The 23,518-nt window shown below is 69.0% G+C and carries 19 protein-coding genes and 4 pseudogenes; 11 read left to right on the plus strand and 12 right to left on the minus strand.

Annotated features, from left to right (window positions below):
• The first annotated feature begins 215 nt into the window (after positions 1 to 215).
• Together ACLU3S_RS24065 and ACLU3S_RS24070 are read left to right on the plus strand one after the other, a co-directional pair.
• Positions 216 to 779, plus strand: a complete 564-nt coding sequence (locus tag ACLU3S_RS24065) for a TetR/AcrR family transcriptional regulator (protein WP_413954026.1) — start codon at positions 216 to 218, stop codon at positions 777 to 779.
• A gap of 567 nt (positions 780 to 1,346) precedes the next feature.
• On the plus strand, positions 1,347 to 1,565 hold the full coding sequence (locus tag ACLU3S_RS24070; protein WP_413954027.1) for a hypothetical protein: 219 nt from the start codon (positions 1,347 to 1,349) through the stop codon (positions 1,563 to 1,565).
• 33 nt (positions 1,566 to 1,598) lie between these two features.
• Here ACLU3S_RS24070 and ACLU3S_RS24075 read toward each other — a convergent pair whose 3' ends face one another.
• On the minus strand, positions 1,599 to 2,159 hold the full coding sequence (locus tag ACLU3S_RS24075) for a hypothetical protein (RefSeq protein ID WP_413954028.1): 561 nt from the start codon (positions 2,157 to 2,159) through the stop codon (positions 1,599 to 1,601).
• A 165-nt stretch (positions 2,160 to 2,324) separates the two neighbouring features.
• On the opposite strand from ACLU3S_RS24075, the gene ACLU3S_RS24080 reads away from it, so the two are divergent.
• Complete coding sequence (locus ACLU3S_RS24080) at positions 2,325 to 2,483, plus strand: hypothetical protein (protein WP_413954029.1); 159 nt, start codon at positions 2,325 to 2,327, stop codon at positions 2,481 to 2,483.
• Between the two features lie 300 nt (positions 2,484 to 2,783).
• Positions 2,784 to 3,192 (plus strand): annotated as a pseudogene (locus tag ACLU3S_RS24085) (transposase family protein); the annotation flags it as partial.
• Between the two features lie 62 nt (positions 3,193 to 3,254).
• On the opposite strand, the gene ACLU3S_RS24090 reads toward ACLU3S_RS24085, so the two are convergent.
• Positions 3,255 to 3,896, minus strand: a complete 642-nt coding sequence (locus ACLU3S_RS24090; RefSeq protein WP_413954030.1) for an NUDIX hydrolase — start codon at positions 3,894 to 3,896, stop codon at positions 3,255 to 3,257.
• On the minus strand, positions 3,889 to 4,845 hold the full coding sequence (locus ACLU3S_RS24095) for a TetR/AcrR family transcriptional regulator (RefSeq protein ID WP_413954031.1): 957 nt from the start codon (positions 4,843 to 4,845) through the stop codon (positions 3,889 to 3,891). Before ACLU3S_RS24095 ends, ACLU3S_RS24090 begins: the two co-directional genes overlap by 8 nt.
• Before the next feature lie 158 nt (positions 4,846 to 5,003).
• Here ACLU3S_RS24095 and ACLU3S_RS24100 point away from each other — a divergent pair.
• The 4 genes and pseudogenes from ACLU3S_RS24100 to ACLU3S_RS24115 form a co-directional block, all read left to right on the plus strand.
• Positions 5,004 to 5,099 (plus strand): annotated as a pseudogene (locus tag ACLU3S_RS24100) (kinase); the annotation flags it as partial.
• A 165-nt stretch (positions 5,100 to 5,264) separates the two neighbouring features.
• Positions 5,265 to 6,746 carry an MFS transporter gene (locus ACLU3S_RS24105; RefSeq protein ID WP_413954032.1) on the plus strand — a complete coding sequence of 494 codons (1,482 nt, stop codon included), beginning with the start codon at positions 5,265 to 5,267 and terminating at the stop codon, positions 6,744 to 6,746.
• A 63-nt stretch (positions 6,747 to 6,809) separates the two neighbouring features.
• A complete protein-coding gene (locus tag ACLU3S_RS24110) occupies positions 6,810 to 7,796 on the plus strand; it encodes a zinc-dependent alcohol dehydrogenase family protein (RefSeq protein WP_413954033.1) in 987 nt (328 codons plus the stop codon).
• 81 nt (positions 7,797 to 7,877) lie between these two features.
• Positions 7,878 to 8,951: an aldo/keto reductase gene (locus ACLU3S_RS24115; RefSeq protein WP_413954034.1), complete on the plus strand. Its 1,074-nt coding sequence runs from the start codon at positions 7,878 to 7,880 to the stop codon at positions 8,949 to 8,951.
• An 843-nt stretch (positions 8,952 to 9,794) separates the two neighbouring features.
• Here ACLU3S_RS24115 and ACLU3S_RS24120 read toward each other — a convergent pair.
• Entirely contained in the window at positions 9,795 to 10,265 is a 471-nt protein-coding gene (locus tag ACLU3S_RS24120; protein WP_413954035.1) for a VOC family protein, read from the minus strand.
• 497 nt (positions 10,266 to 10,762) lie between these two features.
• On the minus strand, positions 10,763 to 10,948 hold the full coding sequence (locus ACLU3S_RS24125; RefSeq protein WP_413954036.1) for a bleomycin resistance protein: 186 nt from the start codon (positions 10,946 to 10,948) through the stop codon (positions 10,763 to 10,765).
• A 732-nt stretch (positions 10,949 to 11,680) separates the two neighbouring features.
• On the opposite strand from ACLU3S_RS24125, the gene ACLU3S_RS24130 reads away from it, so the two are divergent.
• Positions 11,681 to 13,645, plus strand: a complete 1,965-nt coding sequence (locus ACLU3S_RS24130; RefSeq protein ID WP_413954037.1) for a SpoIIE family protein phosphatase — start codon at positions 11,681 to 11,683, stop codon at positions 13,643 to 13,645.
• Positions 13,646 to 14,421: 776 nt separating this feature from the next.
• Here ACLU3S_RS24130 and ACLU3S_RS24135 read toward each other — a convergent pair.
• Positions 14,422 to 15,252: a hypothetical protein gene (locus tag ACLU3S_RS24135; protein ID WP_413954038.1), complete on the minus strand. Its 831-nt coding sequence runs from the start codon at positions 15,250 to 15,252 to the stop codon at positions 14,422 to 14,424.
• A gap of 590 nt (positions 15,253 to 15,842) precedes the next feature.
• Between ACLU3S_RS24135 and ACLU3S_RS24140 the strand changes: the two are divergent.
• Positions 15,843 to 16,175: pseudogene (locus ACLU3S_RS24140) on the plus strand (lipid II flippase MurJ); the annotation flags it as partial.
• Between the two features lie 209 nt (positions 16,176 to 16,384).
• Here the strand turns inward: ACLU3S_RS24140 and ACLU3S_RS24145 are convergent.
• Together ACLU3S_RS24145 and ACLU3S_RS24150 are read right to left on the minus strand one after the other, a co-directional pair.
• Entirely contained in the window at positions 16,385 to 17,239 is an 855-nt protein-coding gene (locus tag ACLU3S_RS24145) for an oxidoreductase (protein ID WP_413954039.1), read from the minus strand.
• Positions 17,240 to 17,279: 40 nt separating this feature from the next.
• A complete protein-coding gene (locus tag ACLU3S_RS24150) occupies positions 17,280 to 18,536 on the minus strand; it encodes an MFS transporter (RefSeq protein WP_413954040.1) in 1,257 nt (418 codons plus the stop codon).
• Positions 18,537 to 18,604: 68 nt separating this feature from the next.
• On the opposite strand from ACLU3S_RS24150, the gene ACLU3S_RS24155 reads away from it, so the two are divergent.
• The gene (locus ACLU3S_RS24155; protein WP_413954041.1) at positions 18,605 to 19,162 is read left to right on the plus strand and encodes a MarR family winged helix-turn-helix transcriptional regulator; all 558 of its coding nucleotides are present in this window, start codon (positions 18,605 to 18,607) and stop codon (positions 19,160 to 19,162) included.
• A gap of 1,118 nt (positions 19,163 to 20,280) precedes the next feature.
• Here ACLU3S_RS24155 and ACLU3S_RS24160 read toward each other — a convergent pair.
• The 4 genes and pseudogenes from ACLU3S_RS24160 to ACLU3S_RS24175 form a co-directional block, all read right to left on the minus strand.
• On the minus strand, positions 20,281 to 20,454 hold the full coding sequence (locus tag ACLU3S_RS24160) for a hypothetical protein (protein ID WP_413954044.1): 174 nt from the start codon (positions 20,452 to 20,454) through the stop codon (positions 20,281 to 20,283).
• A gap of 176 nt (positions 20,455 to 20,630) precedes the next feature.
• A pseudogene (locus tag ACLU3S_RS24165) lies at positions 20,631 to 21,113 on the minus strand (replication-relaxation family protein); the annotation flags it as partial.
• A 464-nt stretch (positions 21,114 to 21,577) separates the two neighbouring features.
• Positions 21,578 to 22,009, minus strand: a complete 432-nt coding sequence (locus tag ACLU3S_RS24170) for a hypothetical protein (protein ID WP_413954042.1) — start codon at positions 22,007 to 22,009, stop codon at positions 21,578 to 21,580.
• Between the two features lie 535 nt (positions 22,010 to 22,544).
• Positions 22,545 to 22,778 (minus strand): hypothetical protein, encoded by a 234-nt coding sequence (locus tag ACLU3S_RS24175; protein ID WP_413954043.1) that lies wholly within the window; start codon positions 22,776 to 22,778, stop codon positions 22,545 to 22,547.
• Between the last annotated feature and the right edge of the window lie 740 nt (positions 22,779 to 23,518).

Genomic DNA, 23,518 nt, shown 5'->3' on the forward strand with positions numbered 1-23,518 from the left:
GTGACCGCATGACGGCCTGATGCATCCCGGCGGCACCGCCCGACGACCCGGTTTGCACGCGCCCGACCCGGTCCGCCGACGCCCACCCCGGGGCGGCCCTGCGATAGAGATCATCTGCCGGGACCGGGCCGGAAAGATCGCCCGGGACGCGGCTGTGAAGATGCCCGGAGGTCTCCGACCGCCAGACGCAATGATTTTGCGTTAAGGTGGTTTTTATGAGCAGGCAGATGGTGCGCCCGGGCGGGCGCAGCGCCCGAGTCCAGGCTTCGGTGCACACCGCCGTACACGAACTCGTCTCGGAGATAGGCCGGGACGCCTTGACGGTACCGCTGGTCGCCCAACGTGCGGGCGTGACACCATCGACGATCTACCGCCGCTGGGGGGACCTGCAGGAGCTGTTGTCGGACGTAGCGGTCGAGCGTCTGCGGCCCGACGCCGCGCCCGGGGATCACGGGACCCTGCCGTCCGACCTGACGGCCTGGGCCGAGCAGTTCCTCGACGAGATGTCCTCCCCGGCCGGCCGCGCCTACATCCGCGACGCCCTGCTCGGCGATCCGGACGGCAGCAACGCCGGCCAGTGCTCTGCCTACGCCACCGAACAGATCAAGGTCATCCTCACCCGCGCGACCGAACGCGGGGAGAAGGCGCCCGACGTCGAGACGGTCATCGACCACGTCGTCGCTCCCCTGATGTACCGCATCCTCTTCCGCCCAGCCGGACTCGACGCCGAGTACGCCCGCCGACTCGTGACAGCAGTTCTCGGCCCCCCCGGCCCATGACAGAGCCTGTGCCTTTCACTGGGTGTGGCGATCGTGAGCGGAATGCGAAAGTGCCTTCCGGACTGGGCCGATGAGGCTTGTCTAAGGTCTCCGTCAGCCCAGCAGGACGGCACTTTCATGTGCACACCACCGGGTCGCGTCTCTGGCTCATGGTCTCGACCGACGGGCGCAGGTTGGTCAGCCACGCCGGGTCGCGGCTGGCCGATCCCGCCGGCGCCACCGTCCTCACGCAGGCCGTCAGCGACGCCTGCACCAGCTGCGTCCGCGCGGCACCGGCCGTGACCCCGGTCGAATCGCGGACGACCTCGCAGTGATGCTCGCGAAGAGCAGCCCGCCGGCGACGAGCGACTGCGAGGGCTCGCGGTACTCGGCGACGTGGGCCGCGTAGTTCTCCGCGAAGACGGCCCGGCCGACATCCGCGCTGAGGTGGTCGACCGAGGCGACGGCCGGGACCTGCCGGTCCTCGATGGTGGAGGTGATCAGCTCGATCCGGATTCGTGGCTCCGAATCCGTCGTCCGGCTTGTGACGTCGGCTGCTGGGCTGTCGGTGCCGCGGAGTGCGCCGCCTTGATGCGTTGCCTCGCGGGCGCGCTGCGGCGGGTGGACTGCTTCTTCAGCACGGTCGACGCCGGCCCGCTGGGCGAGACCCCCTCGGCAGGGATCCTGCGCCGGTCCTGGACGGAGCAGTACCACCGCGACGGCCAGGGGGTGCGCCGGCGGGAGGGCGAGGACCTCCCGCCGGCCAGAGAACGCCACCCCGCCCATCAGGGTGTTTCCTCGTATTGACCAACGAGTCCTTGAGGCCAGAGAGCACGTCAATCACTTTGGCCCCCGCTGCTCTGCCTCAGCGGGATTCTGAGGGGCCTGGGGCCGCGCGATCTGGGTGTACCAGGGAACGGCGCCGCCGATCAGGTTCAGTCCACAGATGACCATCCACAGTTCGACCGGCGCCTGGGGTGTCCAGCGGTGCTCGGTGGCAAGGCCCAGCCAATGCAAGGCGGCGTAGGCCGTTGCAGCAATGCCAGTTGCGCTGACGATCAGCCAGGTGCGGTGCCGGCCGGTGGGGGCTCCGGTGAGAGGCCATCCGTTCAGGAGCGGGCCGGTGATGGACGCGCCGACAACGAACATGGCCCCGGCAGAGGACAGTTGGGGGCCGGTGATGCCGAGCGGACCGGTGGCCACCTCGTAGGTGGTCGAGCCGAGCACGAGGACCGCGACGTTCGCAAGGGCCACCCGTGTGGGCCGGGCCTCGACCAGGGAGTAAGGCCATCCGTTGAGCAGGCCGTGTGTGGTCTGCCAGATCGCCACGGAGATCAGCCAGGCGGCGATGTCGAGTGCATTGAACGGACCGTGCGGGTCCCACAGTGACAGTCGCTGCACGTCTGCGGTCGCCGAGCCCCAGTTCGCCAGCGTCGCGTATGCGATGAGGGCTGAGCTGCCCCGAGTTTCGTAGAGTCCGGTGATCTTGTTTCAGGCGGACTGCGGGATCCGCAGCGGGCACACATAGGCTGCCCGCTGCTGGTACTGCACGGAGGGCACGACGTCTTGTTCGGACTCGATGAGCAGCAGCCCTTCCTCGACGGCGCCGGCGCGGACAAGACCCTGCGTGTCTGGCCGGACGGCGACCACACCATCTACAACCACTGCCAGGAGCGCACGTCGCTCGTCGCTGACTGGTTCGCCGACAAGCTCGCACAGTATTGACAGCAGCCTGGCATGCATGGCGCTGCGCCGGCCGGAGCGTCGGCGCCGTGCAGCGCGCCGTCGACGGTCGGCGCGGCACGGATGTAGAGGTCCAGCCGCCGGCAGAGCCGCACCCCGGCGGCCAGTGCCGCACATCTGGTCATCGTCACCGCGGCGGCACCGGGGAAGCACCGCGCGGTCGGCGAAGCCGTCGGAGCGCGGGTCTGTCAAACGAACGGGTCTGGCCCGTAGTCGGTGTGACGCCGAGTAGCCGTCTGTGGTCATGATCTTGTGGTCGATGTCAATCCCCTTATGGGGACGGTGTTTTCCGGACGGTCGGAGCTGGTCATTGAGGGACGCGGTGGACGGGGGTGACGCAGTGGTGGTCAAGGCCCGCACCCAGGTTGTGGCGGTGCCGTGTCCGGTGTGCGGGGCGCCGACGGCGAAGGTGCATGGGTATCACCATCGGACGGTGACGGACGTGCCGGTCGACGCACGCCAGGTCGTCGTCCACCTGCGCGTGCGGCGGCTGGTCTGCCCGGTCCTGGGCTGTCGGCGGCAGACCTTTCTCGAGCAGATCCCCGGACTGTTGGAGCGCCACCAGCGCCGCACGGTGCGGCTGGCCGGGCAGATAGCCGAGGTGGCCAGGGAGTAATGCGGCCGCGCGACGGCCCGGCTCGCCGCCTGGCCGGCCGTGCCGGTCTCCCGCAGTACCGCGCTGCGCCGTCTGGCGCCTTCCCGGCTGAGCACGAGGGCGAGTTTGTGTGATCCTTCCGGGGCGCGTCGTCGTGCTCAGGTGCGGGTGAAGTCCGGCTGGGTCAGATCGGCGACCCGGGTGGCCCGTCCGGGCAGGGCGACCTCGCGGAACTGCCATAGCAGGGCGCCGGTCGGGGCGTGGATCACCATCCCCCGCCGCAGCGGCAACTGCAGCAGCAGCGGCCGGCCCCGCGGATCCGTCCGCCAGCGCGGAATGTCCGGATCCGTCAGCCGGCGCAACGGGATCGGATGCAGTGAGTGCACCTCGTCAGGGTTGCGTTGCAGCCGTGGCGGAAGCCGCACCAGCACCACCACGGGTGTGATGACGAACCCCGAGTCGGTGACGAAGTCGTCCAGGTGCCCAGCCACTTCGGCCGGGCCGGCGCAGATGCCCGTCTCTTCCGCGAGCTCGCGCAGCGCCGCCTGCTGCGGGGTCTCCGTGCCGTCGAGCCGGCCGCCGGGCAGCGCCCACTGGCCCGCGTTGCGGCCGCGGGCGACCCGTCTGATCAGCAGCACATGGGGCTCGCCGCGGTGCGGGTGGAGGGTGAGGCACACACCCGCGCGACGGGCGTTTGGGGGTGGCGCCGCCGTACGCCGCTGGAAGGCGGCGAGGTTGGCGCGGACCTGCTCCCGCAGCCGGTCCATCCCGCTTGCCTCCGGAGGGTTGGGATCAGGCACCGGTATGTTCCGCCTCGCTCGTGGGTGCGCTCTTGGGCGCGAGGAGCTCGCGTTCGATGAAGTCCAGCAGGACGCCCCGCATCCGCTCGGGCGTCACCCCCGGCGCCCCGGTCAGTACCTGGATGGCCAGGCCGTCGGTGAGCGCGGTGAGGCCGAGCGCGAGCTGTTCGGCGTCGGTGTCGGCCCGGAACTGCCCCTGGTGCTGGCCCCGGCGCACGATACGGACCACGGCCTCGCGCCAGCGGGTGTAGAAGTCGTTGTGGATGGAGCGCAGTTCGGGGCGCAGCGCGGTCTCGGCCCAGAACTGCAGCCAGACCAGCCACTCGTCCCGGACCCGGCCGCCGGCCGGAAGCTGCATGTCGATCAGCCGCAGCAGCCGTGCGTGTGCGCTGTCCACGCTTCTCAGCTCGCCGCTCTGCCGCTCGAAGGCGCTCGCGACGCAGTGCAGCAGGGCGGCGTTGAGGACGTCCTGCTTGGTCGGGAAGTAGTAGTGCACTGCGCCGCTGCTGGTGCCGCAGGCGCGGGCGATGTCGGCGATCCGTACGGCGTGGTAGCCGTGTTGCGAGATCAGCCGCCAGGCGGCCTCGAGGAACTCGGTACGGCGCGCGTCCGTTCGGTCCGGGTCGCCGGGCGTTGTCCCGAGCGGCTCGGCTCCCTGTTCGGCGGGGCCGGGGCCGGCCCCGTGCACCAGCCAGTCGACGCTCACCCCTGCGGCCGCGGCGACGGCCGCCAGTTCGCCGGGTGTGAAGCGGCGATGCCCCTTGAGGGACACGGTGGCCGGCACCGGTACCTTCGTGGAGACGGAGGTCATCAGCGCCAACGCGGGGCACGCGCTCTCCGCGTCGGCCACGTCGAGAAGGAACTCGACGTGGCCGACCTGCCCATCGTCGACGTGCCCTGCCGGGATCTCGCCCTTGCCGATGTCGCCGCGCCCCTGAGCAGCAAGCATCGGCCCGGCCCCGCGCCCCGGCGGCATGGGACTCCGATCGCGCCGACCAGATGGTGTCACGGCGCCGCAGCAGGAGGACATCCTCAAGGCCGGCACCGGTCACGGTGCCGAGGCGGCTGGCCGGCCGCGCAGCTGCGGCGTCAGTGGCTGTCGGTGGCGTGAGCGCCGCCACGGTGGGCACCGGAGAAACCCGGCTGGTCGTGCTGCGCGGCAACAGCGCCTCGGGCAAGTCGTCCGTCGCGGCCGGCCTCCGTGGCTGGTGAACGACGGCATGCCGGGCCAGGAGATCGTGCCACTCCTTGACCGGTTGTCGCTCGTCGCCGGTGTTCATGTGGCCCACCGTAACCCATGCATACACCTTTAATGCTCATGCATTAGTTGTGCTTGCAATTCATATACGAGCATGTGAGCCTATCGGCATGAGTCCTTCCGCTCCATCGCCCTTGCCCACCTCCTCGACCACATGGAACGCACGGCTGTGGGCAGTCCTGCTCACCGTCTCGATCGTCGGGTTCCTCGACGCGCTGGACGTGAACATGGTGGGTGTCGCCCTGCCCTCGATCCAGGCCGACCTCGGCCTGTCCACAAGCGCACTGCAGTGGATCGTCAGCGGTTACGTCCTCGGCTACGGCGGCTTTCTGCTGCTGGGCGGACGCGCCGCCGACATCCTCGGCCGCCGCCGCGTCTTCCTGACGGCAGTCGCCGTCTTCGCCCTGACCTCGCTGGTCGGCGGCCTGGTCGACGACGGGAACCTTCTGATCGTCGCCCGTCTCCTGAAGGGCGTGTCGGCGGCGTTCACCCTACCCGCGGCGCTGTCCATCATCACGACGACGTTCGCCGAGGGGCCGGCCCGCAACAAGGCGATCGGGATCTACACGCTCATGGGTGCCAGCGGTTTCTCAGGCGGCCTGGTGCTGTCCGGTGCACTGACCGAGCTCGGCTGGCGCTGGACATTCCTCCTGCCGGTGCCCGTGGCGCTGATCGCCCTGGCAGCGGCCATCCGCGTCCTGCCCAAGGACGGCCCGCGCACCGTCGGCAGCTACGACCTGCCCGGCGCACTCACCCTGGTCGCCGGAATGCTGCTGCTCGTCTACGTCGTGGTCGAAGCACCACAGAAGGGCTGGACCACGGCCAGCACGCTGGTGCAGTTCGGGCTCGCAGCCGCACTACTGGCCGCCTTCGTCGTGATCGAGCTCCGCGGCGCGCAGCCACTGATCCGTCTGGGCATCCTGCGCTCCAGCTCCCTGGTGCGTGCCAACGTGGGCCTGTCGGTGTTCTTCGGCGCCTACGTCGGCTTCCAGTTCGTGGCGACGCTGTACTTCCAGCAGGCGCTGCACTGGTCGGCGCTGCAGACCGCGTTCGGCTTCCTTCCCGCCGCCGCCATCGTCACCCTCGCCGGGCCGCGCATCCCGCACCTGATCGCACGATTCGGCACCGCGCGCAGCATCATCGCCGGCGTCAGCACGCACGTGGCCGCCTATGCGCTCTTCCTGGCCATCGCCCGGGACCACCCCTACGCCGTGGGGGTGCTGCCCAGCATGCTCCTGATCAGCATCGGCATGACACTGGCGTTCGCGCCCTTCCAGATCGAGGGCACCTCGGGAATCCCTGACCACGAACAAGGCCTGGCCGGCGGCCTGCTGAACACCTCCATGCAGATCGGCGGCGCGATCGGCCTCGCCATCGTCACCGCGGTCCTCACCGCAGGAAACGAAGGCAAGAGCGGGCCCGACGCCCTGCTCGCGGGTTTCACCCCCGCCATGATCACCGTCACCGTGCTCGCGGCCATCGGCCTGCTCACCGCCCTGTCCGGAACGCTGGGACGCCGCCGGCCGACTGCACAGACGCACCAGAGCGCCGGCCAACTGAAGCTCGACAAGGAGCCCGGGATCACCGCGTGATGGCCGACCGCCAGGCCTGAACTGCCACTTCCTTCCGCAGACTTGAAAGGCAGGACCACGCACATGAGCAAGATCGTCCGATTTCACGCCACCGGCGGCCCCGAGGTCCTGACCCTGGACGACGTCGAGGTCCGCCAACCCGAACAGGGCGAGATCCGCGTCCGCACCAGGGCACTCGGGGTGAACCGAGCGGATGCCATGCTCCGCAACAACCACCTCGTGGAGCTTCCCTCCGGTATCGGATGGGAGGCCTCCGGTGAGGTCGACGCCATCGGCCCGGGCGTCGAAGGTTTCACCGTCGGCGATGCCGTCAGCCTCATCCCCTGCTTCACGCCCATCGACTACCCCATCCACGGCGAGCTGGCCATCGCGCCCGCCACCGCGGTGGTCAAGCACCCGGACACACTGTCCTGGGAGCAGGCCGCGGCCCTGTGGGGGCAGTACCTGACGGCCTACGGCGCCCTCATCGAGACCGCGGACCTGAAAGCTGGTGACACGGTGCTCATCCCGGCCGCCTCCAGCAGCGTCGGGCTGGCCGCCATCCAGATCGCCCGCAGCGTGGGAGCCCGGCCCGTGGCACTGACCCGCAGCAGCGCCAAGCGCCGGCGGCTCCTGGACGAAGGCGCCGCGGCAGTGGTCGTCACGGGCGAGGAAGACGTGGTCACCCGCGTGAACGAGCTCACCGACGGTCACGGCGCGCGTGTCGTCCTCGACCCCGTGGGAGGACCCGCTCTGGCGGACTTGATCGGCGCCACCGCGCCCGGCGGGACCGTGATCGTCTACGGAGCGCTCAGCAGCGAGGCCACGACGCTGCCAGTGATGGGATTGATCGGCAAGAGCCTGACCATCCGGGGATACAAGGTCTTCGAGCTCACCACCGACGCCGAACGCCGCAAGGCCGCCATCGACTGGGTCCTTGACGGCCTTGCCCGCAAGGCCCTGCGACCGGTCATCGACACCGTCTTCCCGCTGGAGGACATCGTCGGGGCCCACCGTCGTCTCGAGTCCGGGTCCCAGGTCGGCAAGATCGTCGTAACCGTCCCCCGCTGACCCGGCACACCTTTATAGGCGCCATGAACCGCGTCTTTGCTTACACAACGCAAGTTACTCGTCTCCGGGAGATGTCCACCCATGCGATACACCACCTTCGGGCGCAACAACGGCCTGCGCGTGTCCGAGTACGGCCTCGGCACCGCCAATTTCGGCACCGGCTGGCGCGCCGGTGGCGGCTGGGGCCCCGGTGCGGAGCCCGCCGAGGCCCGCAAGATCTTCGACCGGTTCGCCGAAGCCGGCGGCACGCTCATCGACACTGCCGAGAACTACCAGGCCGGCGAATCCGAGCAGCTGCTCGGCGAGTTCCTGGGCGCCGACCGGGACCACTTCGTGCTGACGGGCAAGTACAGCATGAACGGCGTCGGACCGCAGACCGTCTCCAACACCGGCAACAGCCGCCGGTACATGGTCCAGGCCCTCGAGGCCAGCCTGCGCCGCCTGAACACCGATCACCTGGACATGTACTGGGTGCACGCCCCTGACGGCCTGACCCCGATGGAGGAGATCCTGCGCGGCCTCGACGACCTGGTCAGCACCGGGAAGATCCGCTACTTCGGGCTGTCGAACTTCCCGGCCTGGCGGGTGTCGCGCGCCGCCGCCATCACCGAGCTGCGCGGCTGGTCCCCGGTCGCCGGTATCCAGGTCGAGTACAGCCTGGTCGAGCGCACCGCCGAGCGGGAGCTGCTGCCCATGGCACAGGCGCTCGGCCTGGGCGCGGCGCTGTGGAGCCCGCTCGGCGGCGGTCTGCTGACCGGCAAGTACCGCCGGGGCGCCACCGGCCGGATCAGCGACCTCAAGGCCGTCGGATTCTTCGAGGACACCGCGCAGAAGACCGCGATCGTCGACGCCGTCCTGGCCGTCGCGGCCGAGCTCGGCGTGCCGGCCTCCCATGTCGCCATCGCCTGGATGCGGCAGCAGGGCGCCCGGGCGGCCACGGCATACGTGCCGATCATCGGCCCGCGCAGTGTCCCGCAGCTCGACGACTACCTGGGCGCGCTGGACGTGACGCTGACCCCGGCGCAGTTCGCCCGGCTCGACGAGGTGAGCGCGATCAGGCTCGGCACTCCGCACGAGCTGAACGCGTGGAGCGTGAGCCCCATCCGCGGCGGTGACGCGAGCGTGATCGGCGAGCCCGCGATCCCGGTGGCGTGATCTGAGGCGGCGGACCAGTTCCGAGGACATGGAGTGGTCCGGTCGCGCGCAGCCTGGAGTACGTCAGCGAGTGGTGGAGCATGCCGATCATGCCTGATGCCTTCGACTGCTGCACCCGCTTCGACGAGTTCGAGCACAGCCTCGCCATCGCCCCGAACATGCTGACCGCCGCTTGAAGTCCCTGGTGGACGCCGGCCCGCTGGAGCGCCACGTCACCCTCGTCACGCCCAGACCTTCCTCACCCTTCGAGCCGGCCACCCCCGACACCCGCCGCCTCCTCGGCACCGAACACGACAAGACCCAAGCCGACACCACCATCGCAACGCCCTTCCAGGGCACCGGGGTTTTGTGGCGGATCGGCGTCGAGCCCGCCGCACGCGGCCGTGTCGCAGGGCCTCGCAGACGCGCGGCCGTGGAGGCGGTGCGTGGGCTCTTGACGCTGGGGGTGTCGGCGCCGGCCGCTGCGGGCGGACACCACCAGTCCTCGGTCCGGCGGGCTGTCGGGGGCGCGCGGCCGCGATCGCCCGTTGATGCGGCAGCGCGCCGGGTCAGCGGCAGGCCGAGGAGCTGGTCGAACGTGCGGCGGCGGATGTGGACGACTCCTCCACCGCGGCCGGCGGCCCGAACCCGCGGATACACAGGCTCTGTTGAAGGTGACCCTCGACGCGAAGGGCATCGGGTGCAGTCTGTCCGAAGCCGCACCCGCGCCGGGGCCCCGCGGAGCCCCGGTGATCAATACCCGGCATGCCGGGTGCGGGCAGGGGCGGACGTCCTCATTCCGTTCGCGCGGTGTGCAGGGGGCCGCTTGGCCGAGGCCGCGGCGTCACGGGAACCGCGCAGGAGTCAGCGGCCAGGGAGTCGCTCGGTGATCTCCTGGAGTACCCAGCCGTTGCCGTCCGGGTCGCTGAAGGTGGCGAAGGAGCCGTAGGAGGCGCGCTCGGGTCGGGGGCCGGCGAGCCGCTGCTGCCCCTGGAGCCGGTGGGTGACCTCTCCCGCCTCGTGGCCGTGGTGGAAGAAGTCGGCGTCGTGGAAGATCTCACTCACTTCGATGCCGCGATCGACGAGCCCCGCGCGTGCCTGCTCGATGTCGGAGACGACCAGGTACAGGCCTTGGGCTGAGCCAGGTGTGGCGGAGGTGACCCCCTTGCCGAAGATGACGGAGCACTCGGAGCCGGGCGGCGTGAACTGCACGCCGCGCCAGTCCTCGGTGGCGGTCTTGTCGAGGTCCAGACGGAATCCCGCCTTCTCGTAGAAGGCCTTGGCCCGGTTGACGTCGGAGACGGGCAGCACGACGACTTCGAGTTTCAGATCCATGGGTATGTTCTCACTTTCACCCCCCGGGGGCCGGAACAGATCATCGCCGATTACGCCCAACCTGTCCGGCCCGGGGAGGCCCGCCGCCGCAGATCGACGATGAACAGATCGCACGGTACGAAGAGATGGTCCGGTTGACGAAGGCGATCAATCTTCCGGAACCTCCTGAACCTGGTTCCGGCCGAGCCCGCTTCCTTGCGCGCATCAGCCAGGCGGACCGGTCGAGCCTGCTCGCGATACCGCAGGCGTGAATCGCGTGCGAGGACCGTAACAGCCATGTCCGCTCATGTGGGGGCTGTACAGCATCCCCGCACGTCCACAACGGCCTCATGAAGGACCGTGGGGCCGACCTCGTGCGGAAAGCTCGCAAGTAGAGGGCCGGCCATGACCGCCGGGCTGCGGCGGCGGCGTGCGGAACGCCGTCTCGTGCCTCGCGGTCCACAGCGCTCAGACGGTCGGGCTTGCCTCGCAGTGTGGTCCTGGACGCTGCGCTGCCTTCATTGCAACGCTTCCATGTGGAGCGTGGCGTCGCCGGCCGCATCGTCGGGAGTCCGGCCGTTCTCACGGGCGACGATGTATGCGGCATACCAATCCGACCAGTGGTGCTCGGGGGCGGTCGCCTCGTACGCTCCGTGGTGCTCCTCGGCCTCCCGCAGCAGTTCTGTCAACGTGGGGACATCCATGGCGAAGCCTCCTTGGCCGTGCGGGACTCATTGCCGTCCTGGGCGTCATGCCTGCACCTCTTGCAGCACCCACCGATCGCCGTCCCGGTCGCCCCGGGTGGGTACGGGACTTCCACCCAGGAATGGGTGGATCGCTGGGACATGCCTATGTCTCGGTGAGCGGTGATCCTGCAGCCGCCGGACGGAATCCAGCCGCCCACCTCAAACGGTGACAGAAGTGCAGGACGCGGTCGACGCCCGCCACCAGGGTGGCGGCGACCTCGAGCCTCGTGTTCGTGGTCGGCTTCTTCGGCGAGGTCCGTTGCCCCGGCCTGCTGTGCCTGCGCGGTGCTCATGCTGGCCTCCCGTGGCGGATGCCCGGTTCGGGTGTGCCCCCCGCAGCGGCGGGATTCCGAGCGCCGGCTTTGGGCCCCGCGGACCTACTGACACGACAATTGTGACGTATCGGATGCCGACCGGCGCGACGAGCTGATCGTTGATCAACGCTGTGACCTGCGATCCAGTCGTCAACGGTTGTCGGCGTTGGTTGCCGTTGTGCACCTTCGTGCGGCTCAGAGGCGGTTGAGGCAAGCTTGCGCGGCCGGGCGGGGTCGGTTGCCTCGTCTGACGGCCTCGAGGCGGCGCAGGGCGGGTGCACGAGCCCTTTACACGGGTATTGCAGCGAAACACCCGGAATGCGATAGGGAAGGATCATTTGGGTGATCGCTCGATGATTCTCACAGGGAGCGGCAGATGGACACCTTGGACGAACTCATTCGCAGGACTGAACCGTCGGCTCTCTTGAACCTGGAGGGCACCATCCGTTCCCTCAACGCCTCGATGGCTCTGATGCTGGGCAGGCCGGCGGAGCAGTGCGTAGGTCATGACCTCCTTGGCTTGCTGCCTGAAACCCAGCGGGCCGCGGCCGAGACTCTGCTGATGCACGGGGCCACGACGAAGACGCTCTCGATGCGTGTGCTGCAGTTCGCGGGGCCGGGTAGCGCGTCCGTGGTCAGCCTCGTCGAGGCCCGGCCGGTGGAGGATCTCGGGGGCGGCAATCGATTGGTGTGGGTGCACTCGGTGGACGCGGGCAACGACCTGGGCAGTCTGCTGATCCCGTTCAGGCTGGCGGCCGCGGCTGCGGATCTGGGCCTGTGGATGTACTCATCCCAGGAGCAGGAGGTGGAATGGCTGGGTGGCGCACCCGCCCTGGCCGAGCTGTTCCCGCAGGCCTCGGTCTCCTTGTCCAGTGTGGTTCGGCGAGTTCATCCAGATGACCGGGAGGCCTTGAGACGGATCATGCACTCGACCGCCGCTCAGTCCCCATGGTTCAGCTTCCGGTTCCTCACCAAGCGGGGCGAGTGGCACCATCTGGCCTGCCAGACCCGCCGGATCCAGCTGGGCTATGGCGGCCCCGAGCAAGTCTTCGGGGTGATCCGCGACGACACCCGGCTCGAGGAGGACCGACAGGAAGTGCTGGCCACGCTGAGTACCGAGCGGCGGCGCGCCGATGAGATCGCTGCCTTCTCCTCCGCACTGATCACCGCCGCCACCGAGCAGGAACTGCAGCAGGTCGTCCTGACACGGGTTGCCGCGACCTTCGGCGGCACGGGCGCCATGCTCGCACTCTTCGACAGCGGGACGGGGCGCCTGCGCGTCGCCTCCGATGCCAGGATCGATCCGCGGCAGGCCGACGACATGCACGGACTGTTGCTGGATGAGCCGGGACCGCTGACCTATGCGATCCGAACCGGCACGCTGCAGTTCATCCCGAATCCTGAGGAGTACCTACGCCGCTGGCCGGGGGCAGGCGGCGCTCCGTGGCTCAGCTCCAGTGTGGCCACGTCGATCGCCCCCCTCAGCCCGGTCGCCGACCCCCCACTCGGTGCCTGGGGGGTGACCTACGACAGCGAGCACCATTCGTCCCCGAACGAGCGCGCTCTCATGAGTACTCTGGCCGATCTGGCGGGCCAGGCGCTCAAGCGCATCCGATTGCAGCAGGCTCGCGTCGAGCTGGCCACGGCGCTCCAGCGGAGCATGCTCCCTACGCTGCCTGAGCACCTCCCGGGCCTGGAGGTCGCTGCCCGCTACCGGCCGAGCCGCGACGGGCTGGACATCGGCGGAGACTGGTACGACGTCTTCCTCATGTCCGACGGTGCGGTGGCTCTGGAGATCGGCGACGTCCAGGGGCACGATGTGGACGCCGCGGCTTTCATGGGGCAGGTGCGCTTGTCCATGCGTGCGATCGCCACCCAGGAACTGGATCCGGGAACCGTACTGACGCGCACCAACGAGTTGCTCGTCGCGATGGCCCCCGCGCGATTCGCCAGCTGCACCATCTTGCATCTCGACCCAGACGGCGGACGGGTCACGGGCACCAGCGCCGGCCATGTGCCGGTGCTGTGCGCACGCAGGGATGGCAGCCACGACATCCGCGAGCTGCCGGGCGGTCCGGTCCTGGGAGTCGTGTCCGACACCGAGTACGGCGAGGAGACCTTCACGCTGGAGGAGGACGCTGCCCTGGTCATGCTCACCGACGGCGTGGTCGAAGGGCCGGGCCTGACGCTGGACACGGGATTGGAGCGGGCCGGAACACTGGCCGCCGAGGCCCTCCACGACGGGCTGAACGCCGATGCGACCGCTGACCGGATCCTCGGCGCCGCGGTCGCGGTGGACCACCTCGACGACGTGGCCGTGCTGGTCATCAGGCGCATATGACGGCGCCCTTCGCTTCGTGCTGCGGAACCACGCAAGTCACAACGAGGCTTCTCTCATGCGGTACTTACGTGGGGCGTGGCCCTTGCTGCGCCTGGAACCCTGTGCTGCTCGAAAACACGATTCGGGTCCTGCTCCGCAGGTTTTTCGGACCGGAGCAGTGCCCTGCACGGCATCTGCGATGATCCTTCGATGCCGCCGTCCATCGTCACCGCGCTGGTCCGGAACCTGATCACGGTGCCCGCTGCGGCGCCGCGCACACGCGTGGCCAAGGATGCGGAAGTGCTGGCATTGCGATACGAGAACGCGGTGCTGCGCTGCCAGTACGGCCGGGTCCGCTGCGAGTCCGCCGAACGGCGTGCTTCTGCGACCAGGACGCGGGACAGGATGCGCACCGCGATTTCGTCTGGCTGGACGAGGTGCGCGTGTTCGCGGCGCCCACCCGACGCGACAGACGGGAAGTCGACCTGCCCACCATCAGACGCAGAACGCGAAACGGTCTGCCAACTCCGTCGGCGGACCGTCACGAAAGATCGAGGCTGGTTGGTGGGACAGTGGTTGCGTCCTGAGAAGTGGTGTATGGGCTCCCACCTGATCCGGGCGTTTGCCATCGGACGAGATGTCGAGTCACGAAGGAGATCAGCACGATGACCGCACCGGACAGTCTGCCCTTCAACGCCCTCGCGGAAGACAACCTCGCCGCGGCGAGTCCCGATCTGCTGCGCGCGATGGTCAAAACGTTCGCCGACGCCCTCATGTCCGCCGAGGCCGATGCGCTCTCAGACCACGGTCCGATCGTTGCGCCGCGCCGGGCAGTCCCGCAGCAGCTTCCGAATCTGCTCGGAGCGGTCGACCCCCGGTCCGAGTTCGTGCATACGGCGCTGCAGCAGCGCCCTCGTCGCGTCGTCCAGCTGCTCGCAGTGCCCCCTGAACACCTCGCGCAGTGCCTTCAGCGCCCAGTACTCGTTGAACGGCTTGTCCTCGGTCACCGCTGCTTCGGCGAGCGCGGGCCCCCACACCGGATCAGGGTTGGCGTACAGGTAAGCGGCGGCGGCCAGCCGCAACCCGCGGTCACCGCTGTGGAGATGTCGATCGACGTCGAAATCTCGGACGCCCCGGAGCAGCCGGACCATCTCGTCCACCAGGTCGCTCATCGCCTGCGTCCGAGCACGTCCGCTGGACATGGTCCACCGGATCTCGTTGTACCGCGCCGCCAGCCGATCGACGGGGTCACTCGGCGGCTCGGCGGGCCTACCGGCGGGCTGCGCCCTGCTGAGCGCCTCTCTCACCCCGTCGGCAAGGTCCTCGGCGGTCTCCTGGTGTCTCGCGTCACTCCGCCTCGCCTCTCGGATGGCGTCCTGCGCTGTGCTTCGGGCCTCTTCCACCTGCCTCTTCAGAGTGATTCCGAATCCGGAGACCTCGGAGAAGAAGACACCCAGGAGCACCAGGATCACGAGACCGGTGACGACCATGGGCGGATCTGTCATCTGGGGGTGACGGCACACCCTGACGACTGTGCCGTTCGATGCCAACTGCTGGTCGCACACCTCGGCCGTGAAGAACAGGACGACGGCCGCACCCGCGGTGAGGACCACCAACGAAGCCGCCATCCATTGAGATGGGCGGACCGCTTTCCAGCTCGCTCGTCGACGGGCCGTCGAGCCGTCATCAACTCCAGTCGCGGTCATCCCCCACCCTTCGGCACCTGCCGCCACAGGCCGCCATGCTGGCCTTCCCAACAGCCGCCTGGCAAGCGGGGCTTGTTGCCCGATACGTCAGCTGGTAGGGGCTGACCGTCCCGCCGACGGACCACCCTCGCCCGGGCACGGCACGATCCGTCGTGACCAACAGCTCGGGGACGACTTCCGAAGTGCCTCCCGAACTGCTGTAGGAACGCTGGTGCTCGACGCCCGTAGAGCCGCGACGCGCTAGGGGCAAAGAAGGCCCGCACGGCGCGGTGCCGGCGGGCCTCGCTCGAGCGGGATCGGTCAGCGCTGGGCGAGCAGGCGAGCGGCCCGCTCTCGGCGCTGCTGCTCCTTGCGGACGGCCCGGGCGGCTGCCGACTGCTGCCGAGGCTCCGGGGAGAGGAGCCGCGCGACGATCGTCGGGTGCCGCTTCCCGCCGCGCTTGCTGGGCAGGCCCTCAGCGTTCGCCGGGTCACAGATGGCCCGGATGCTGAGGCCTTCCTCGTCCCGCCACCGTGGCGCAGGTGGTCTTCGCTCACGGAGCAGCCCACCCGGCATCCGTCGTGCCGCTGGGCCAGATGCTCCAGGCTCTCGGACTCGGCCTGATCCCCTTCTCGGCGCAGTACATGCTGCTTCGCGGCTTCTACGCCTTCGAGGACACCCGGACGCCGTTCTGGATGGCCGTGTGGATCAGTACCGCAAACATCGCCCTGGCCACCGCCTGCCATCTGCTGATGCCCCCGCGACGGGCCGTCACCGGCCTGGCCGGCGCCTACGCCGCCTCGTACACCATCGGCCTGCTCATCACCGCGATGCTGTTGCAACGACGGCTCGAAGGCCGCCTGGACGGCAGGCAGGCCCATGACGATCAGCCGGCAGACAGGCGGCACGGTGAGGGGCCGTCAGCTGATCCCGAAGGCGTCGTCCATGGCAGCACCAGCGTGTGGTTCGCGCTCTGCTCCGCCGGGTGCCTGCGCGGTCGCGATCGGCAGGCGCGAGATGTCCCCGGCTGAGCAGCGAAGGCGCCGGTTGTAGCGGCGAGTTGATCAGTCTGTGGTTACTCGAAGTCGGTCGGGCGGCCGAGGGGCTCGACCGTGTCGACTTCCCGCAGCCGCTGTTGGAGTCGTTCGCGGATCCGGTCGACGGCGTTGGCGCCCAACGGCAGGCGCAGCGGGGGGTCGTCCATCCGGGTGGCGGTGATGATGGCGCGGGCTGCGCGGGCGGGATCCCCTGGCTGTGTGCCGTGCATGGCCAGGAACTGCTCCTTGGCCGGGTCCAGGGCTGACCGGTAGTCGTCGATCGGGTCGGCCCAGCGTACGGACCGGCCGGTGAAATCGGTCCGGAAGGGTCCGGGTTCCACGATGAGGACGTGGATACCCAGGTGGGCGACTTCGGCGGCCAGGCCTTCGGAGAGGCCTTCGAGGGCGAACTTGGTTCCCGCGTAGGCGGTTCCGCCCAGGGTGGCCAGGACACCGCCTACTGAGGACATCTGCACGATGCAGCCTGAGCGCTGAGCGCGCATGGCGGGCAGGACCGCCCGTGTCACGTCCAGTGCTCCGAAGACGTTGGTGTCGAACTGACGGCGCAGTTCGGTCTCGGAGAGCTCTTCGAGGGCCCCGCGCAGGGCGTAGCCGGCGTTGTTGACCAGGACGTCGATACGGCCGAAGTCCTTGAGGGCGGTGTCCACAGCGAGGCGGACCGCAGTGGGGTCGGTGACGTCGACGGGGAGCGCGCGGACACGGTCAGGTGCGAGGGCGACGAGGTCGTCCAGTGTGCGGGTGTCGCGCGCGGTGGCAACCAGCCTGTCGCCGTCGGCGATGACTTCCTGGGCCAGGGCGCGGCCCAGGCCGGTGCTGGTGCCGGTGATGAACCACACCTTGGTGGCAGCGCGATCGGTCTGCTGTGACGGCATCAAAGTTCCTTACCTGGTGGGCGTCCGGGGCTGAGTGCTGTCAGCCGGAGGTACGGGCTGGAGAGGCCAGGGTGTCGGCGGACTGCTCCTGCGGGGCAGGACCGGGAGCAGGTACGTCACCGGAGGCGGGGAAGGCGATGCGGCCCCTCACGGTGGCGAGGACCAGGACGGCGGCGAACAGGCCGAGGCTGGTCCAGGGCAGTGGGCCGATGCCCTGGACGGCGTAGAGGGCTCCGCCGAGCAGAGGCCCTGCGGCCATGCCGGCATTGAGCATCGTGACGAGCAGCGACTGCGCGATCTCCATGGCCGAGCCGGCGGCTCGGGCCGATGCGGCCTGCAGCATGGTCGGGGCTGCGCCCAGGGCCATGCCCCACACGGCGACGGCGGCGACGGCGGCAATGGGGCTCGAGCCGAGGGTGGCGAGCAGGGCCATGGCGCCGGTGAAGGCGGCGAACGTGGTCAGGACGACGGCGCGCAGGTGGCGGTCGATGAGTGCTCCGGTCAGCCACAGGCCGGTGATGGCGGCGATACCGAAGACGAAGAGGACGACGTCGACCCGGTCCTGCAGGCCCGAGGAGGACAGGAATGAGGCGATGTAGGTGTACATGTTCATGTGACCGACTTCGAAGGCGAAGGCGATCAGCATCAGGATCCCGATGCCGGGCTGCGTGAGGACTCGTTTGACCGGGACGCGTTCGTGGGCGGCTTCCGCGGCGATCGGCGGAAGAGCAACTCGCGCCCATGCGGCGACGATGAGGCCGAGGCCGGCCATGACGGCGAAGGTGGAGCGCCATCCGATGCCGGTGCCCAGCGCGGTGCCGGCGGGGACACCGACGGCGAGTGCCACCGGTACGCCGCCCATGGAGATGGCCAGGGCCCTGCCCTTGCTGGCGTCGGGGACCATGCGCATGGCGTATCCGGCGATCATCGCCCACTGCAGGCCCGCGCCCAGTCCGGCGATGAGACGGCCAGCGAAGGTAAGGGCGAACCAGGGTGAGGCGGCTGTGGCGGCATTGGCGGCGACCACGGAAAGCACGGTGGCGAGCAGCACGGGGCGCCGCGGCCAGCCGCGGGTGAGGGCGGTCAGCGGTATCGCGGCGAGCATCGACCCCGCGGCGTAGACGGTCACCAGTTGTCCGGCCCTGGCCTGGGAGACGTCAAGGCCGTTGCTGATCTCGGGTAACAGGCCTGCGGGGACCGTTTCGGTGAGCACCGTGACGAATCCGGCGACGGCAAGTGCGAGGAGCCCGGCCCGGGGCAGGCCGTGCGTGTCCTCGTTGGTGGACGTGCCTGTCACGGGCCCTCCCGATGTGATTATCTTGAGTGTCAAGGTAAATTATCTTGAGACTCAAGGGAGTGTCAAAGGTGCCCGGATCCGAGCAGCCACCCACGCCACAGGACTCGGTGGAGGCCGAGCTGTCGCGGTGGGTCGCCGATATGCCCGGCGTCGAGCCTCAGACCGAGGCCGCCCGTCAGCGGATCGGGCGTACGGCCAGGCTTTTCGAACGCCTGCTCACCCAGGTGGCCGCCGAGAACGAGCTCACCGCCGGCGACTGGGCCGCGCTCTCGGCCCTGCAGCGCTCCGGCCCGCCGTACCAGGCCTCCCCCACCACGCTCTCCCAGGAACTGGGCATCACCTCGGGCACCATGAGCGTGCGCCTGGCCCGCCTCTCCCAGGCGGGCCTGATCGAGTCCGTCGCTGCGGCCGACGGCCGCAGCAAGCCCGTCCGGCTCACTCCTCGCGGCCAGGACCGCTGGCGCACCGCCACGCAGCAACGCATCGCCCAGGAGCATCGACTGTTCACCGAGGCCCTCGCCCCCGAAGACCTCAAGCAGTTCAACGTGCTGCTCAGTCGCCTGCTGGGCTGCCTTGAGAGGGAGTTCGGTCAGGCGACCCGCCACGACGTCCCCAAGGACGCCTGAGCACAGCTGACAACATCCCAAAACGCAGTCGGCACCCGCACGATCGACAGCTTTCCCGAACTCCATGACGAGGAGTCGCGGCCGCGGAGTTGATGGTTTCCCGCATGAGCAGGTCGGTGGCGCCGGGTTGTTCGACCAGGCTGTCGAAGAGGTCAGCGATCAGCCAGAGCACGAAGTTGTGTAGAGCGAGGGATTCGACCCCGAGCAGCCCGACCTCGATCGTAAGAAGATGGTCCGCCAGTCACGGTCTGCGGCGAACTCTCGCTCCCGCTGTGCGCATTGCCCGCGATTGACGGACCACCTCCGACGCGCTTCGCCCGCAGCCGCACCCCAGCCGCCGCTGTCGCCGCACTCCTCAGCCCGGGAACCGTGCGCAGCAGTGTGTCGGGCGTGACGATCAACTGGAGTCGGCGAAGTTGTGCTCGTGGAAGGTGGTGCAGGAGCGCGGCGAGCAGGGCGGGGTCGGGCCAGGTGAGCTTTGGCTTGTCGATCTCCCGCTGTAACACGGTCAGTTGGTAGCGTAGTGCCAAGATCTCAGCATCCTTGTCGCGGTCGCCCAGCACCGGACCATCCTGATGCCGGCTGGAGCCGGCCGGCAATCACCGAACGAGGCCCCGTCGGCACCGCCGACCAGGAGGGACCCACGACAGTGCCCACAGGCGGCCTGACCAGCACGGATGAGATTACTGGTACCTACAAGGCCGCCGGACAACGGGTCGCGTCGTGCTGCTTGATGTTGGCTCGGTTGGCATCGCAGACCACCGTGTACCGATTGTTCCAGGGTTTCGAACTGGAGATCCTGCTAGCCAGCAGCCGGGTGGGGCTCCTCTCCGCTCAGGAGGAACCCCACCCGGCCCGGGTGCGCCGCCGCCCCGTCCCCATGGTGCGGCGCGAACAGGCCGTCGTCCGGTCATCCCACAGACAGCGACCTGAGTCTTGCGTCAATCCGAGCCGGAGAGGCACCGACACGTCGACGAAGCACGTGCGGTACTCCTCATCCGCCTACCGTCTCTCCAGGACCGGCCAGAGGCGCGCCAAACCCGTCAGCTGTGCGGGGATGTATTCCAACGCCGGATGGTCGGCGGGCACCTCCCCACGGCTCCGCGCCGGATGGTCTCCTACAGGGCGTTGGCCTCGGCTTCGATGCGGGATTCGCGCAGCGCCTGAACGGGCTCCCTTGCCTGCATCGCCGCGGGGCCGGGGGTCTGGAACTGCTTGGTGTCGCGGCGGAGCCACTCGGATGCGGACCCCACCGCGGCGCGCAGGTCCCCGGCGAGTGAACCGGGATCCATGCTTGTAGGAGGGACACCGGTCGGCTCTGAGGGCGGCATACGACCTCACGCCGGTGGTCTCGAAGAGGTGAGGGAGATCCACTGTGGTCAGCCTCTTTACAGCGGCACGACGACTGCCGTTCCGGGCCCATGGTGGCCCTATCGACCTCCACGAACGCCCGAAGCATCGCCCCTTTGCCGCCCTCGCGGCTGCGCCGGTAGAACAGCAGAGCATCCGGGATGACGGCCTCACCACCCCCGACGGGGTGATACACCTCGGGGATCCAGTCCAGCGGCTGGCACTCCTCCCCGCGACGCCGAGCGTCCCGGAGGAAGGCGAGAGCGGTCTCGGTCACCGTGAGCGCGTGTCCGACCCGCAGTCGTATAGCGGTCCGGTCCGACACCGTCCTCGACGGCTGCCGCCCCCGCAACTCCGGCCACTCGCAGGCGACCTGCACCCCGTACTGGGTGGGAAACCACACCCGCGTCCGTCCGGCCTGCGGCAGAGTGATCCGGTCGATGAGCCCCTCGCCGCGCAGCTTGGCCAGTCGGCGCCGGGTCTGCTCGATCCGCACCTGAGGGCTGAGGATGAGGTGCATCTGCTCGGTGGTCGCCATCCGGTACTGGGTGAGCACCGCCAGCGCCATCCGGTCACCGCCGCCCGCGTCCACGTCCGTCATCGTTGGTCCGCCTTCTCCATACGGTGCGGCACTGTCCTGCACGGCACCGCGTGCACGAGCCAGATCAGCCGATGCCCCCGACCACACCACCAACCAAGAAGACCCCACCACGGTCACGAAGCGACAACACCGCCGTGAACCAGGCCGACATCCCCGCCGACAACTGCCCACGCGTCAATGCCTCCGGGCAGCGAACCCGCAGGTCACCACGCTTGTCTCGCCACGGTCGACAGCCCGACATCCCCCTATGCGCCTCTCGCAGCCGACCCCAGAACAGAAAAAGAAGGAGGGCGGGGCGGGCTGGGGCTGACGGTCGGCGCGGCGGGGGATCGGGAGCCTCGGTGTCTCGTTGCGCGTCGGCGGGGGCCGCCGCGATGGTGTGCCGGGCATAGGGCCGGCACGCCAAAGGAACAGGCGGGCAGCAGTGGCGGCAGAGCCGTCTCGACGCCGCGCAGGGAGAACTCTCACCTCCGCTCGGCTTCGTACCGCTTGCGGGCCTCGTTCACAGCACGCTGCCAGCTGCGCGGCGCACCACCATGCTCACGGGCCAGCTGCGCGGCCAGCCCACGGCCGTGACCACTCCCAGCCCTCAACCTCTCCAGAGCGACCGCAACGGCCCGCTCACGCTGCTCCCGACCCGGCCCGCCCCGGTTCGCTCCCAGACCATCGCCCCGGCGACGCCCCGCTGCCCCCAGTCGGCCGGTGCCGACGTCCTGCTGCCAGGCCGCCCAGAACGCCTCGACGGCCTGCTGGTCGAAGTAGTGCCTGCCCTCCACCGTGCAGACGACCTCCGGATGCCGCCGGCCTTCCGGCTGCTGCTGCCGCTGGGCGTACCAGCGCGCCGCCGTCGCCGCCGACGCACCCGTCAACTCCCGAATCCAGGCACGGCTCACCACCCACCGCCCCTCATGCAACCGACGCAGCCGGACATCCTCCGCACCCGCCACAGACCCTCCAACCCTCCACGCCGACAGGCGAGCAGCAACCCCACAGCCTGATATCCCGTACGGTAGAAGAGTCTCAGTTGGGAGAGACACGGCTGGCGGGGAATTTCCGAACCAGGTTTGCAGACCTTCCGGATCCACCGTTCCCCGCCAGCCACAAACACAAATCCTTTAGGCGCAGCACAGAATTCCAATTCTGCTGCCTTCCTTCTTCCCTATTTTGCGCGCGGTCTGCTCCGCAGACGCGACGCGCCGCCGCTACGCGGCGGAAAAGCACCAGGCGGGCTCCGCCGCCCAACAAACCAGGGCGCTGCCATCGCTACGCGATGCACAACGTGGGGGCGTGGCCCGCAAAATGCGGGCCACGTCCGCGACGCTCCGCGCCGCTAGTCCCCGGGGGGTGCCGGGGTCCCTCGACCGGCACCCCCCGGGCGCCCCAACTGGGGCAGGAAACGGGCCAGGTCGCCACCCACAGCCCGCGCAGCTCCTACAGGACGGTGTAAGCCACCGGCGGATAGACCGCCTCACCCTCGCCGTCCCCGTCGTCCTCGGAATGGACGCCGAACGCGTCCACGAAGCACGCCGGTTCACGATCGCCGATCAGCTCGGCCGCACGGGTAGCGTCACACTCAATCAGAGTGCCCCACTCCAGGTCCCACGCCCGCACGATGTAGGCCGGACCATCGCCCTCCTCCAACGCGGGGGAGCGCAGGTACATCACGGCCCCAGCACAGCGTCTGCGCCAACCCGCAAGCCAGCAAGAACGTGAAGTTGTCGAAGTACTTCGGCTCCACACCCACCAGGTCCTCCGACGTACCGTCACCCTCCACGGTGACAGGCAGCGTGGCGCTCAAGGGCCGCTCCTGGCCCTCCATACCGACCCCCAGCCGCACCACGTGCTCGCCCGGCGACAGACGCGACAGCAGGTGCGCCAGCACCAAATGCGCCTCCTCGCGGGCGTCAGCGAAAGCGGCGGGAGAAACCGGCTTCAGTTTCATGGAATTCGCTCCTCGAATCTCAGTTGGGAGAACTGACCGACCAACCGAAGGAGTTGCAGCTCCATCGGCCACTCTTATTCTATCCTTGAGCGGTGCATTCAAATGGGACGGAATCACGTCATTGCAGGGCTGGATCCAGCCGGTAATTCACTGAGAAGGAAGCCATTTGCATGCACACTTAAGCCGCAGCGGAACCGGGACAGCAGCCCAGAAGCTATCCGAGCTACAAAAGTGACAAAGAAAGAGAGATACCGATCTTTACCCGAAGTGCCAACCAACTTCAGTGAACTGACTGACCGTCACCTCATTCACTGCTGCCAGCCTTTGGCGGGCGCGGAGCGCACGCCAACTCCCGTACGAGACTGCGGAGCAGGCCTGGGAGGGAGGGAAGCCGGCGGAGCCGGATTCCCCTATGGGGCAACGGAGTTGACCCGTAGCCCGGAACGGAGTTCCGGGCTCATTC

The sequence above is a fragment of the Streptomyces sp. AF1A genome, assembly GCF_047340315.1.
Lineage (GTDB): Bacteria > Actinomycetota > Actinomycetes > Streptomycetales > Streptomycetaceae > Streptomyces.